The following is a 12,277-nucleotide window of genomic DNA, read 5'->3' on the forward strand; positions in this document are numbered from 1 at the left end:
GCTTTATCGTCAACAAGATGCGCGGCGACCCGGGCCTTTTTGCCGCCGGCATGACTGCAATTGCTGAACGAACGGGATGGACACCGTTGGGCCTGGTTCCTTTCTTTCCTGATGCGCGCAAATTGCCTGCCGAAGACGCACTTGCCTTGAAGGAACTGGCGGCGGCGAAACCACAAGACGGCGATAAGCTCCGCATTGCGGTTCCTATGCTGCCGCGAATATCCAATTTCGACGACCTCGATCCCTTGCGCAGCGAGCCCGGCATATCCGTCTTTTTTGTCGAACCCGGAACCGCTATTCCGGCGGACACCAACCTCGTGCTTCTACCGGGTTCCAAGACGACGATTGACGATCTTGCGGCCCTGCGCGCCGAAGGTTGGGACATAGACATCCGAGCCCATGTTCGCCGCGGTGGTCGGGTTCTTGGCCTCTGCGGCGGTTATCAGATGCTCGGAAAAACGATCGCAGATCCGTTTGGCATCGAAGGTCCGCCGCGCACGGTCGAAGGTCTGGGACTGCTCGATATCGCCACCCAGTTCGAAACCAGCAAGACCTTGGCGCGCGTGTCCGGAACGCTTGCCGACTCAGGCGCACCTTTCGACGGCTACGAGATGCATGTCGGCCAGACAACCGGTCCCGACACGGCCCGACCAGTATTGACGTTCTCGGACGGGAGAGCCGATGGCGCCACCTCCCGCGACGATCGCGTGGCAGGCTGTTACGTCCACGGCCTTTTCTCATCCGACCTTGCACGCAGCGCCTTTCTCGCAACCTTTGGAATCGATTTGGCCGGCGCGCGCTATGAAGCCGAAGTCGACGACATTCTCGATCGCTTCGCCGAGCATCTGGCGAAGCACATCGCCATCGAAGACCTCCTCAAACTCGCAGTGTGATCGCGATGACGAGCAGCAGGCCGACCATGATGCCCCACGCCGTCGTCGTCAAACGCAGCGCGGCCCGAATATCCTCCGCCGTGGCGTCCCGGCGCCCGTCGCCCATGTAAGCATCCTCGACATGCCGATCACCATACACCTTCGGCCCGTTGAGCTTCAGTCCCAAGGCTCCGGCCGTGGCGCTTTCGGGCCATCCTGCATTCGGCGAACGATGTTTGGCCGCGTCGCGCGTGATCGCTTCGAGAGCCCCGGCGGCTGAAGCTCCCGGCGTGACAAAACTTGCAATTGTGAGCAGCAGTGCAGTCAATCGCGAGGCGGGCAAGTTGAGAACATCGTCGAGCCGCGCCGACGCCCAGCCGAAAGCCTCGTGTCGCGGCGTGCGATGCCCGATCATGCTGTCCGCGGTATTGACGGCCTTGTAGACCACGAGGCCGGGAAGCCCGAAGATTGCGAACCAGAATACCGGCGCCACAATCCCGTCGGATGCATTCTCGGCCAGACTCTCGATCGCGGCCCGCGCGACGCCGTGTTGATCAAGCGTCTGCGGATTCCGTCCGACGATGCGGCCAACGGCGTCGCGCGCATTGTCGAGACCATACTGATCCAGCGCCCGGGCCACGGCAGCAACATGATCGTAGAGGCTTCGACTTGCGATCATCGTCGATGTTATCACCGCGATGAAAAATGAGCCGAACAAGACGTGGTCGAAAATCTGCTCCAGGATCCAGGCCAGAAGCCCCGAAACGATGAGCAAAATGACAAGCGCCAGAATGCCGGCGTTCCGGCGCGCATCGGCGCTGTCGGCTTCTTTATTCAGGCGATTGTCGAGAAATGCGATGAGATGCCCGATCCACGAAACGGGATGGCCGATCCGCCGATAGATCCAATCCGGGTATCCGAACGTCGCTTCGAGAGCGAGCGCTCCGACCAGGACGAAGAGGGTTTGCGCGGCGGTCACGGAGCTGCGCTAGCGACGTGATCTGAGCAGAAACGAAGGCATCATGAGCGCCCCGTCACGTCGAGCGTCGCCGCGAGCGCCTCAGTTAGCTCCGCACTATCTTTGGCAATCGCATATCGAAGCGCCTCGCCGACCATGACAAGAACCGGTCCCTCCGGATGCGCGGAATCGAGCTCGGCAGCGATGGCTCCTACAGTCGAAACGAACACCTGCTCGTCGGGACGGGTTGCATTCGCGACCGCAATCGCCGGCGTTTTGGGATCGAGCCCATGCACCAGCGCGACTTCGGTCAGTTCCGCCAGCGTTCGCTTCGGCATATAGATGACGGTTGTCGCAGCGCTGTCCGCAACCGCGCTCCAATCGATGTCCTGCGGTAGGTGACCGCGCCGGTCATGCGCAGTGATGAATTGCAGGCGGCGAGCATGATCGCGATTGGTCAGCGAAACCTTGAGGCTCGCCGCCGCGCCTTGCGCCGACGTCACCCCTGGCACCACCGTGATTTCGATTCCAGCGTCCTGGCACGCCTCGATCTCCTCTCCCGCACGGCCGAAAATTAGCGGATCGCCCGACTTCAGGCGAACGACCTTCAGCCCTTCACGCGCGAGCGTGACCATCATGGCGTTGATATCGGGTTGCTTGCATGACGTTCGATATCCGCGCTTGCCGACGTTGATCATGCGCGTTTCCGGACGCACAAGAGCGAGGATCGGCTTCGCGACCAGATCATCGAACAGAACGGCGTCGGCAGCTTTAAGCGCCTTGATCGCCTTCAATGTCAGAAGCTCGGGATCGCCCGGCCCAGCGCCGACAAGCGATACCGACCCGATGGAACCCGCGCCTTGGCGAGCCTCACCGGCTTCACCTGTTACGCGCACGATCTCCTTGGAATAGCGCGTCTCGAATGGAGTACGCGGTTGCCAGCCGTGCCTCTCCAATTCGGGATCGAGATGCTCTTCCTCGGGCCACCCGAGCAGCAGATAGCCGACAAGCTTCCAATGGGCTGGAGCCCCAACGGCCTCGGCGACGCGTTCCGGATCGACGATCGATACCCACCCGAGTCCCAGGCCGGCTTCCCGCGCCGCAAGCCACAGCACCGTGACCATGCACGCGCACGAGTGATCGAGTGTCTCGGGCATGGTCTGCCGACCCAGCCCGTGACCCTGGAGCGCGCTACGATCGGAAAACACCGCGAGGTGGACGGGCGCCGCATCGAAGCCCGCGAGCTTCAATCGCGTGTAGAGGTCTGCTTGATCGCCGGCATACGCCTCGGCCGAACGCGTGCGCGCTTCCTCAAAGTTCTTGACGATCGACGCCCGAGTTTCAGGCGCGCGCACGTTCACGATCCGCCACGGCTGGCTATTCCCGACCGAGGGGGCCAGATCGGCGAGCCTCAACAGTCGGTCGATCAGTTGGTCAGGCACGGCTTCTGAGCGAAAGCGGCGCACGTCGCGGCGCCAGCGCACCAGCTCTTCGAGGGTCGCGGGTGCGTGCGGCTGCGGCGCGGGATCTTCAGGGTTACTGTTCGTCATGCCGTAAAACGTTTGGAATTCGTGGTCGCGCCATTACGCAAGCGTCACGCCCGACGACCTATAGCATCAATTCCAGGCTTCCGGGCAAGGTCGGTAAAGGGTGGCATTTACAGCCGTTTCATCATCGGCCGGCTGCCGTTCGATGCCTTTAGGGCTCGCTGGCGGCCGATGACGCGCATCGGTCGCATAAGCCCTCGTGCACGGACGGGTCCCGCTTGATAGGAAATCCGCAGTGAGCGCAAAGCGTATGGCTGCCTTCCTTGACGCCATGCTCCAAGGCAACGCGTTCATCGAAGACGAAGCATTCTCCGCGCCAAAGACTTTTCTCTGCCGGAATTAGCTCCAAATATCGCAAGATCCCGCCGTGGAGCTGATAGACTTGGGAGAAGCCCTCGTTCAGCAGAAACGCGCTCGCCTTCTCGCATCGGATCCCGCCGGTGCAGAACATCGCTATTTTCTTATTGCGATCGCCGCTGATCGTTTGTCGGACATAGTCGGGAAATTCGTTGAACGCCCGCGTCTTCGGATTTCGGGCGCCTTCGAACGTTCCGACCTCGACCTCGTAATCGTTGCGCGTGTCGATCAGGAGAACTTCGGGATCCGAGATCAGCGCATTCCAATCTTCAGGCTCTACCAGTTCGCCCATGGCGACGGCGGGCTGTGCGTCAGGAACGCCGAACGTGACGATCTCGCGCTTAATCTTCACCTTCAGCCGCTGAAACGGATGATCGTCGCTCTCCGAGAATTTTGCCGCGAGATCAGCAAAGCGAGCATCAGACCTCAACAGGTCGAAAAGAACGTCGATCGCTGCCGGGCTGCCGGAAACCGTTCCATTGATGCCTTCCTTCGCAAGAAGGATCGTACCCTTGATCGCCTGCTCTTCGCACAGCGCCCGAAGCGCCGCCTGCAGTTCTGCAGGATCGGAGATCGAAACGAATTTATAAAACGCGGCGACTTTCACGGCCACAAGCGTACTTCCAGAGCTAAGGGTGTTGACCGCTCTATCCAGCGATTTCGGATCACGGCGCGAATTCCATAGGGGCTGCGGGACCAACGCGCAAGAGAATGGAATTACGCGGAACTCACACCTCCAAATTGAAGCTTATTTCTTGATCCGCATCAACGTTCTGCAACGTCCAGATGGTACTCTCTCCTAAGTTAGGAGCGACCAACCGGAAACGCCGAGATGGTAAACTTACTTCTTCGTCCGATCATGTTTTTGGCCGCAATCGTCGCAGGTTGGTTCGTCGCCAGTGACGCCGTCAACTTCAACGTCATCCAGATGGTCGTCGCGCTGTTTCTGATCACGATCGTCGTGGCGATTGCAGCTTTCTGGGAAACGTTGAGCGATTGGGTCAATGCCAAACGGCAGAAGCTGAAGAGCTAGACGCGCGACGCCGTGCGAGTGCCGGCCCATTTTGAAGCGCTCGCGATTTTTGCGCGGCCTGCTAATATGTCGCCGCCAACCTTGACCACTCGAGTGGATGCCTCGTGGATCTTCCAAACCTTGCCCGCGACCTCGACAAGCTAGCGACCGCCGATGCCGTCGTCGCTGACAGCTACCTCCGCTACATGTTTCGCAAAGGCGCGCTCTATGTGCTCGCGTGCCTTCTCGCGACGATCAGCTTCGTGCTCCTTGGGCTGGCCCTGTACTGGCTCCTTGAGCAAAGCCTCGGCGTGATCGGCGCAACGGTGCTGGTAGGAGTAATCGGCCTGCTCGTCGCCGGAATGATCGCCGTCGTTGCGATCCTTCAGCGTCCGAGCCGGGAATTCGCGGTGGCCGTGGAGATGCGACGATCGTCGATCGGCGCTCTCGAACAGAACCTCGCCGCTGGGCCGATGAGCAACGCCTACCTGTATCCTGCAGGAGAAGCGCTGATCAGTTCCGTGATCCTGCCCCTGATAAGCCTTTTGATAAAGGCCCTGCGATCATCCCGCAGCTCAAAGGCCGAAGCTGCGGCAGAACTGACCGCGGTCGAACCGGTGCTGCCCCCTACGACCGGGAAGCAGCCCTAGGCTGCCGGGCCCTACTGCCCGGCAAGTTCTGCGAGACGTTCGCTGTCGAGAATATGCACTTCGGTGCCGCGCACCACGTCGATGACGCGCATCGTCCGCAGCTTCGTTATGGTCCGGCTGACGGTTTCGATGGTCAGCCCCAGAAGATCGGCAATATCCGAACGGCGCATCGGCAGCTTCACGACCGTCTCGTCGCTCTCGCTCGGAGCCCGCGTGGAAAGGCTGAGAAGAAAGCCGGAGAGACGCTCCATCGCACTTTGCTGGCCAACCGACACCAGCAGACTGCGGGCGGCGGCAAGCTCGGCGGAAACGGCTTTGTAGAGACGAAGCGCTAGGCTGGCATCGCGTGAGGCTTCCTGCTCGAGAGCAGCAGCCGACAGGCAACGGACCTTCGCGGCACAAGTGGCCTGGGCGTCGAAGATGTGCTCACGCAGCGTTCCAAGGCCAATGTAGTCGCCGGGATAGGCAAATTCGATAATCTGGCGGCGTCCGTCGCCCAAAAGCTTGGAAAGGGCGATGACCCCTTCCTCGATCCGGAAGACGTGGGTGCGGGGATCGCCGTCGCAGAACACATGCTCTTTGGCTTCGATGCGCCGAATTGTACCCCGTTCGAACCGATCTGCCGGCTCGCTTGTGGGGACTGCTGACGACGAAACTCGGCCCCCATAGACGTTGGCCTCGATGGCCTGCGATGAACCCAGCATGTCCGTCCTCCTGCTTACCACCTCTGCGGTACGTCAGGACGTTTAGCGGTGCTTCGTTCGACCGATATGCGCGGTCCGTAACGGTTTGTAACAGTTTGTAACGGAGAAAAATGCGCGTCTGGGCTAGCGGGCTTAACGCGAGCTCTGCTCGCCGATAGCGACGTCCGCGCCGAGCCGTTTCAGGCCTTCAATCGCGGCGTACAAGGTGGGTTCCAGCGCCAATGCCGCACGAAAATCGGCGATACTCGCGTCCTTATCGCCGACCATCTCATTGGCCAAGCCGCGGTTGAGAAGAGCCGGTGACATGTCCGGCGCAATTTCGAGAGCCTTCGAATAGTCGGCGATGGCGAGCTTGGGCTTGCCGAGATCGAGGTAGACGTTTCCTCGATTGTAATAGGCGAAATTGTTCGCAGAGTTTGCGTTGATCGACGAGCTGAAATCCGCAACGGCCTTCTTTAGGTCCTTGCGCTGCGCGTACGCGATGCCTCGGTTCATGTAGGCTGTCGACAGCGGATCGCCCAGCATCGTCTTGCTGATGACCTTGGTGCACCCGCGGATCTGGCGCGTCAGGTCGGAGTCATTGTTGCAATCGGCCACCGCGTCGGCGCGCGCACCCGAAGGCGCCAATGCCAACATCGCCAAGACTGAATAGACCGGCAGTTTCACGGAGCGAAGCCTCGCTACTCAGGGACGATTTTCCGCTCGAAAAACGCCCGAACCAACAATTCAGTCGACGCGGCTTCCGTTAGAATGGGATGGCTTTGGAAGCACCGCAATGCCAGCTTCGCGCGGCTTGGATGAAAATTCCATAAAGGATTGCGACTTTTCGCGCGAACTTGCTGATCATGTGGAGAAGTCCGCAAATCCTTCATTGATCCAGGTAAATCGTTCGTCGCCTGTGTCGTCTGTGTCGTGCGGCGGACAGACGTAGCCATCCTCGATCTGTTCTGCCATCAATCGCCGGACCATCAGCGCGCGAACCCGAAGAGCCCCCCTCCCTATGAGTAATACCGACTTGGCCTCGAGGCGGCCATTGACCGCAGGCGATTACAAGACGCTTGTCCTCGCGGCCCTCGGCGGCGCTCTGGAATTCTACGACTTCATCATTTTCGTCTTCTTCGCCAATGTTCTTGGCGCGCTGTTCTTTCCGCCTGAAATGCCCGATGCGCTGCGACAGGTGCAGACTTTCGGGATCTTCGCCGCTGGCTATCTGGCGCGTCCCCTCGGCGGGATCGTAATGGCGCACTTTGGCGATCTTCTCGGCCGCAAGCGAATGTTTACGTTCAGCATTATCTTGATGGCGGCGTCGACGCTCGGCATGGGCCTGCTGCCGACCTACAGTCAAATTTCAATCGGCGCGCCCATTCTGCTGCTGCTTCTGCGTATCGTCCAAGGCGCGGCCATCGGTGGCGAAGTACCCGGCGCCTGGGTGTTCGTCGCCGAGCACGTCCCCGTCCGGCGCGTCGGCTACGCCTGCGGGACCCTCACCGCTGGCTTGACCGCGGGCATCCTCCTCGGATCGTTCGTCGCGACCGTCCTTAACCACGTCTACGCCCCGGCCGAAATTGCAGCTTGGGCTTGGCGCGTCCCGTTCTTGCTCGGCGGGGCTTTCGGCCTAATGTCGATCTATCTGCGCCTGCTTCTGTCCGAGACGCCGATTTTTCTCGAACTCAAGGCGCGTAAAGGCCTTGCCGCCGAGTTGCCGTTGAAGACCGTCGTGCGCGATCATCGGAGCGCGATCATCGTGTCCATGCTGCTGACGTGGATGCTGTCGGGCATCATCGTTCTCATCATCCTCATGACGCCCGCGCTTCTCCAGCATCAGGGCGTTGCGCGTGAGGCGATCATGCAGGCGAATACCGTCGCCACCTTCTTCCTGACGATCGGCTGCATCGTCGGCGGCCTAATCATCGATCGCATCGGTCCAGGACGGTTCTTTACGGTCGGCTGTGGCCTGTTGGCGATCGGCGCGAGCCTCTTCTACACGGCCGGAGTCGCCGATCCCTCGCTGCTGATGCCGCTCTACGCCGTCACCGGCCTGCTTGTGGGGATCGTGGGTGGCGTGCCCGTTGTGATGGTGCGGGTCTTCCCGGCAGCAGTCCGATTTTCCGGGCTGTCGTTCTCCTACAACGTTGCCTACGCCGTATCCGGGGGACTGACGCCGGTCATCATTCCCCCACTGATGCTGATCCACCCCCTGGCGCACCTCTACTATCTCTTGTTCCTCTGTCTCATCGGCATCGGGGTCGGTATCTGGCTGGTTCGATCAGGCGTTGCCGCCAATCCCGTCTGAATGGGAAACGGACACCGCCTCAAAAACACTTTTCAGAAAGTTTGGAGGGACGGGTTGGGCAATGGTGCCCAGGGGCAGAATTGAACTGCCGACACTGCGATTTTCAGTCGCATGCTCTACCAACTGAGCTACCTGGGCCTGCCTCCGCGGCGCTGAGCCCCGAACGAAGTAGGCGGTCCTTATAGGTGGGCGCTCACGCGGATGCAAGCGCCTCGCGCACTGCAAAATCACGCTTCTTCATCGTCGCCTCCGGAGCCGCTTTGACGGTCCGCTGGCGCGGCAGGATCGCCTTCATCTTCGTCCCGCCCCGCGATGCCGTAGCTGCCGGAGAACCAGCGGGCGAGGTCGATATCCGCACACCGCTTCGAGCAGAACGGCCGATACGCATCGACAGCATTCTTGCCGCAAATCGGACACCGCAGCGGCTTGGCGGCGCTGGAGGACGAAGACATCAGAAACTCAATCGCGGTCTACTTCGGCGTACTTCAGCCAGTTGTACTGGATGGGGAACTTCTCCGAGTTGAGAAGCGCAACCACTTCCGTCAAGGGCAGCCCAACCACGTTGGTATAGGACCCGATGATCCGCTGAACGAAGCAGCCGGCAAGCCGCTGGATCGCATAGCCCCCGGCTTTGCCGCGCCACTCGCGCGATGCGATGTAGGATTCAAGTTCCGCCTTGTTGATGTAGCGAAAGCGCACGCGGGTATCGACGATCTTCGTCCGTACGCGATCGTCCGGCGTGATGAGGCACACGCACGTTTGCACCTTATGCGTACGTCCGGAGAGAAGTTGTAGGGACGCCATTGCCTCTTCGATGTGGGCCGGCTTCATCAGCACCTTCCGCCCCATGGCGACGACCGTGTCAGCCGCCAAAACATACGCGCCGGCAAGATCCCGGTCGTTCGCGATCTGATTGCGGGCGACCTCCGCCTTCGCGCGGGCGAGCCGCGAGACCAGCGCACGCGGCATCTCTCCACGCTTCGGCGTTTCGTCAATTGAGGCGGGGCGCAGGGCGTCAGGCGTCACGCCGACCTGAGCTAGCAGCGTCACGCGCCTTGGGCTGGAGCTCGCCAGCACGAGTTGCGGCCGCTCGATCCCAGCGTTGGTATCGGCCCTTTCCCGCGCCAGAGTGCGGCGCAGCGATTCTCGGCTGGGAGCGTCCGACCGGGCGAACGATGGAAATAAGCTGCTCATGAGGCTCGTTATCATCACCGTGACTACGTGGAGGCCTACCTACCGGCGCAAGCTTGCCGGACAATGACGTAGGCGTTGGGGCAATAGCAAGCCTAGGTGCGTTGCGGCGGCCAACAAAACAGGGCATGAATACCCCATCCTTTGACAGAATTGATGGCGGCAATGGCTCTGAAAACAGACCCGGCAGACGTACTCGCCCGAACGCCGCTCTTTGGCTCCCTTGACGAGTCGAGCCGGAAAGCCGTCGCCAACGAATTGCGCGAAGCGGCCTACGAACCGGGTCAGATCATTTTTTCACGCGGCCAGACCGGCTCAGAGCTGCACATCGTAACGAAAGGCCGCGTTCGCCTTTCCGTCCTCACTTCGGACGGACGCGAGCTGTCATTCGCCCACGTCGAAGCGCCCTCGATCTTCGGAGAGCTGGCCGTGTTCGATGGCCGCCCGCGCTCGGCCGATGCCACCGCCGTCAACAAGGTCGAGACCCTGATGTTGTCGAAAGCGTCGTTCGTGCGCCTGCTCGGAACGCAGCCTTCCGTTGGCGAAGCTGCCGTACGCTTTCTCGCCGGCCGCCTGCGCGATGCCGACGAACAACTGGAAGCCATTGCGCTCCATCCGATCGAGGCGCGGCTCGCGCGCTTCTTCCTGGCCGCGGTCCGCCAGAAGGACCCGGCAGGCAAGGCCGAGACGGTTTCGCTGCCCCTTCCAATCTCGCAAAGCGAACTCGCCCTGCTCGTCGGCGCCAGCCGTCCGAAGGTCAACGCCGCGTTGGGCATGCTGGAATCGGAAGGCGCGATCGAGCGCCGTGGTCAGCAGGTTATTTGCAATATAGCGGCGTTGAGCGGCATCGGCCGGCTCGATGATAAAGAATAGACCCTGTCGCAGTCTTTCGCCGGGGCAAACGCATGACGATCTCTGATCGGCACAAGGAACCGGCTCGGCTAGCGGCGTTGGCGGCGGCAGCGCGCGGCGCGCTGGCCGGATTTAGCGCCATCATTCGCGGCATCGCCAATCTCGGCATCCTGAACTACCCGCCCGACATCCGCCGCCGCTTGAAAATCGTGAACGTCATTTCGGCGCTCGTCGTCACGACGACCTGCATTTACGCCGCCCAGCTCTGGGGTTCCGGCGTGAAAGAGATGTTGCCGGCCGTCTACATCAATCTTGCCGTCGCGCTGATCGTGGCATTCGTGCCCTTCATGCATCGCTACAACGAGATTGCCGGTGGTCTCCTTCTCGTCGTCGCCGAATTCTCCGCATTGATCGGCTTCACGGCTTTCTTTGGCCGGATGGGCGGAGCACCGTTGCAATACGTGATCGCCGCTGCGGCTCCTTTCGTCATCTTCGAGGCGCGGCGCTTTCGGCTGATCCTCGCCGTCGTTTCGTTAGCGCTGATCCTGCATCTGTACGTCTGGTTCACGTTCCCGATGGAAGCCGCGCAGTTCCACGCTGACGACAAGACGATAAATTCGCTTTATGTCCAGGCCGCAGTCACCACGTTCGGGCTCATCGCGGCTTGCGTCTACTATGCATTCAGTCTGTTCGAACGCGCCAAAGCTGAAACGGAGACGGTGCTTCGCAACGTCCTCCCCGACAGCGTCGTCGAGCGCCTGAAAGAATCGCCGGGCAAGCGCATCGCCGACGGCTTCTCTGATGCCTCCGTGATGTTTGCGGATATCACCGGCTTCGTCACGATGGCGCGCTCGCTGGGGCCGGACCGCACGGTCGCGCTGCTCAACCAGCTCGTGAGCGCCTTCGACGAACTCGCGGATCGCCATGGGGTCGAGAAGATCAAGACGATCGGTGACGCCTACATGGTCGCCGCCGGCGTTCCCATCCCGCGCAAGGATCACGTGCAAGCGCTGGCCAGTATGGGGCTCGATCTTGTCGCCGCCGTCCAGCGCATCAGCGTCGAAGAAAACATGGCAATCGGCGTACGTGTCGGCATGGCGTCGGGACCGATGATGGCGGGTATCATCGGCAAGAACAAATTCAGCTATGACGTGTGGGGAGATCCGGTCAACCTCGCGAGCCGTCTTGAGCAATCAAGTACGCCAGGCGCCATCGCCATTTGTCCAACGTGTGCTGATCGTCTGCACGAAGGCTTCGAACTCGAACGGCGAGGAACGATCGACATCAAGGGCGTCGGCCCACAGGAATCCTGGTATCTCGTCGGCCGCAAATGAGCGGGCCGATCAGCCCTTCCAGTGCAGCGAGCAGACCAGCGTGAAGAGACGGCGCGCCGTGTCTTCATCGACGATGATCTTCGGCAGCAGCTTGTCCTTGAGCAGCTTGCTTCCTTCATCATGCAGACCGCGACGGCTGACATCGATCGCCTGAATGCGAGCCGGCGGCGCCGTACGCACGGCCTCGTAATAGGATTCGCAGATCATGAAATAATCTTTGACGATCCGCTTGAGCGGCGCGAGCGCGATTGCGTGCTCCGTCGTCTCGCCGCCTTCCGCCGGAGTGATCTCCAGCAGCAGACGCTCTTCCATCAGCGCGAGGTTGAGCTTGTAGGGGCCAGCGTCCGTCCCTTCGACGCGGAAGGCGTTGCCGTCGAGGATATCGAAAATCGCGACTTCGCGTTCATGCTCGATGTTGGAATTCGCGCGGCCGAGCGACTTCGGATCCAACGTGATCTCGACAAGACGGTCCCGGCCCTTCTCAGTTGTGGCAAGGGTTTGGTCCAT

At 61.0% G+C, this 12,277-nt stretch carries 14 protein-coding genes and 1 tRNA gene; 6 read left to right on the forward strand and 9 right to left on the reverse strand.

Going from position 1 to position 12,277, the window contains the following annotated elements:
- Positions 1–893, forward strand: an 893-nt coding sequence (locus EKK30_RS04410) for a cobyric acid synthase (RefSeq protein ID WP_290980873.1), incomplete at its 5' end; no start/stop codon positions are given.
- Here the strand turns inward: EKK30_RS04410 and cbiB are convergent.
- The 3 genes from cbiB to EKK30_RS04425 form a co-directional block, all read right to left on the reverse strand.
- Positions 877–1,851 carry an adenosylcobinamide-phosphate synthase CbiB gene (gene cbiB / locus EKK30_RS04415; RefSeq protein WP_290980876.1) on the reverse strand — a complete coding sequence of 325 codons (975 nt, stop codon included), beginning with the start codon at positions 1,849–1,851 and terminating at the stop codon, positions 877–879. The genes EKK30_RS04410 and cbiB overlap by 17 nt on opposite strands.
- 41 nt (positions 1,852–1,892) lie before the next feature.
- Positions 1,893–3,380: a uroporphyrinogen-III C-methyltransferase gene (cobA, locus tag EKK30_RS04420; RefSeq protein WP_290980879.1), complete on the reverse strand. Its 1,488-nt coding sequence runs from the start codon at positions 3,378–3,380 to the stop codon at positions 1,893–1,895.
- A 148-nt stretch (positions 3,381–3,528) separates the two neighbouring features.
- The gene (locus EKK30_RS04425; protein ID WP_290980882.1) at positions 3,529–4,347 is read right to left on the reverse strand and encodes a rhodanese-related sulfurtransferase; all 819 of its coding nucleotides are present in this window, start codon (positions 4,345–4,347) and stop codon (positions 3,529–3,531) included.
- A 219-nt stretch (positions 4,348–4,566) separates the two neighbouring features.
- On the opposite strand from EKK30_RS04425, the gene EKK30_RS04430 reads away from it, so the two are divergent.
- A complete protein-coding gene (locus tag EKK30_RS04430) occupies positions 4,567–4,767 on the forward strand; it encodes a hypothetical protein (RefSeq protein WP_290980885.1) in 201 nt (66 codons plus the stop codon).
- 104 nt (positions 4,768–4,871) lie between these two features.
- On the forward strand, positions 4,872–5,396 hold the full coding sequence (locus tag EKK30_RS04435; RefSeq protein WP_290980888.1) for a hypothetical protein: 525 nt from the start codon (positions 4,872–4,874) through the stop codon (positions 5,394–5,396).
- Between the two features lie 11 nt (positions 5,397–5,407).
- Here EKK30_RS04435 and EKK30_RS04440 read toward each other — a convergent pair whose 3' ends face one another.
- Together EKK30_RS04440 and EKK30_RS04445 are read right to left on the reverse strand one after the other, a co-directional pair.
- The gene (locus EKK30_RS04440) at positions 5,408–6,100 is read right to left on the reverse strand and encodes a helix-turn-helix domain-containing protein (RefSeq protein WP_290980890.1); all 693 of its coding nucleotides are present in this window, start codon (positions 6,098–6,100) and stop codon (positions 5,408–5,410) included.
- Between the two features lie 132 nt (positions 6,101–6,232).
- Complete coding sequence (locus EKK30_RS04445) at positions 6,233–6,766, reverse strand: tetratricopeptide repeat protein (protein WP_290980892.1); 534 nt, start codon at positions 6,764–6,766, stop codon at positions 6,233–6,235.
- 367 nt (positions 6,767–7,133) lie between these two features.
- Here EKK30_RS04445 and EKK30_RS04450 point away from each other — a divergent pair, with 367 nt between their 5' ends.
- A complete protein-coding gene (locus EKK30_RS04450; protein WP_290980894.1) occupies positions 7,134–8,393 on the forward strand; it encodes an MFS transporter in 1,260 nt (419 codons plus the stop codon).
- A gap of 62 nt (positions 8,394–8,455) precedes the next feature.
- Here EKK30_RS04450 and EKK30_RS04455 read toward each other — a convergent pair.
- The 3 genes from EKK30_RS04455 to EKK30_RS04465 form a co-directional block, all read right to left on the reverse strand.
- Positions 8,456–8,531: transfer RNA gene (locus EKK30_RS04455), tRNA-Phe, on the reverse strand.
- Between the two features lie 89 nt (positions 8,532–8,620).
- A complete protein-coding gene (gene yacG, locus EKK30_RS04460; protein ID WP_290980896.1) occupies positions 8,621–8,845 on the reverse strand; it encodes a DNA gyrase inhibitor YacG in 225 nt (74 codons plus the stop codon).
- 7 nt (positions 8,846–8,852) lie between these two features.
- Positions 8,853–9,602, reverse strand: a complete 750-nt coding sequence (locus EKK30_RS04465; protein ID WP_290980898.1) for a Maf family nucleotide pyrophosphatase — start codon at positions 9,600–9,602, stop codon at positions 8,853–8,855.
- 147 nt (positions 9,603–9,749) lie between these two features.
- Here EKK30_RS04465 and EKK30_RS04470 point away from each other — a divergent pair, with 147 nt between their 5' ends.
- The gene (locus EKK30_RS04470) at positions 9,750–10,457 is read left to right on the forward strand and encodes a Crp/Fnr family transcriptional regulator (RefSeq protein ID WP_290980900.1); all 708 of its coding nucleotides are present in this window, start codon (positions 9,750–9,752) and stop codon (positions 10,455–10,457) included.
- Between the two features lie 32 nt (positions 10,458–10,489).
- Entirely contained in the window at positions 10,490–11,770 is a 1,281-nt protein-coding gene (locus EKK30_RS04475; RefSeq protein ID WP_290980902.1) for an adenylate/guanylate cyclase domain-containing protein, read from the forward strand.
- A 9-nt stretch (positions 11,771–11,779) separates the two neighbouring features.
- Here the strand turns inward: EKK30_RS04475 and EKK30_RS04480 are convergent, their stop codons facing one another.
- Positions 11,780–12,277 carry a UPF0262 family protein gene (locus tag EKK30_RS04480; RefSeq protein WP_290980904.1) on the reverse strand — a complete coding sequence of 166 codons (498 nt, stop codon included), beginning with the start codon at positions 12,275–12,277 and terminating at the stop codon, positions 11,780–11,782.

The organism is Hyphomicrobium sp., from assembly GCF_003987855.1.
Taxonomy (GTDB): Bacteria; Pseudomonadota; Alphaproteobacteria; order Rhizobiales; family Hyphomicrobiaceae; genus Hyphomicrobium_B.

Coding starts and splice junctions, on each gene's coding strand:
- EKK30_RS04470 (WP_290980900.1), top strand. CDS start 9,750: ATGGCTCTGAAAACAGACCCGGCAGACGTACTCGCCCGAACGCCGCTC.
- EKK30_RS04480 (WP_290980904.1), bottom strand. CDS start 12,277: ATGGACCAAACCCTTGCCACAACTGAGAAGGGCCGGGACCGTCTTGTC.
- EKK30_RS04430 (WP_290980885.1), top strand. CDS start 4,567: ATGGTAAACTTACTTCTTCGTCCGATCATGTTTTTGGCCGCAATCGTC.
- EKK30_RS04475 (WP_290980902.1), top strand. CDS start 10,490: ATGACGATCTCTGATCGGCACAAGGAACCGGCTCGGCTAGCGGCGTTG.
- EKK30_RS04465 (WP_290980898.1), bottom strand. CDS start 9,602: ATGATAACGAGCCTCATGAGCAGCTTATTTCCATCGTTCGCCCGGTCG.
- cobA (WP_290980879.1), bottom strand. CDS start 3,380: ATGACGAACAGTAACCCTGAAGATCCCGCGCCGCAGCCGCACGCACCC.
- yacG (WP_290980896.1), bottom strand. CDS start 8,845: ATGTCTTCGTCCTCCAGCGCCGCCAAGCCGCTGCGGTGTCCGATTTGC.
- EKK30_RS04440 (WP_290980890.1), bottom strand. CDS start 6,100: ATGCTGGGTTCATCGCAGGCCATCGAGGCCAACGTCTATGGGGGCCGA.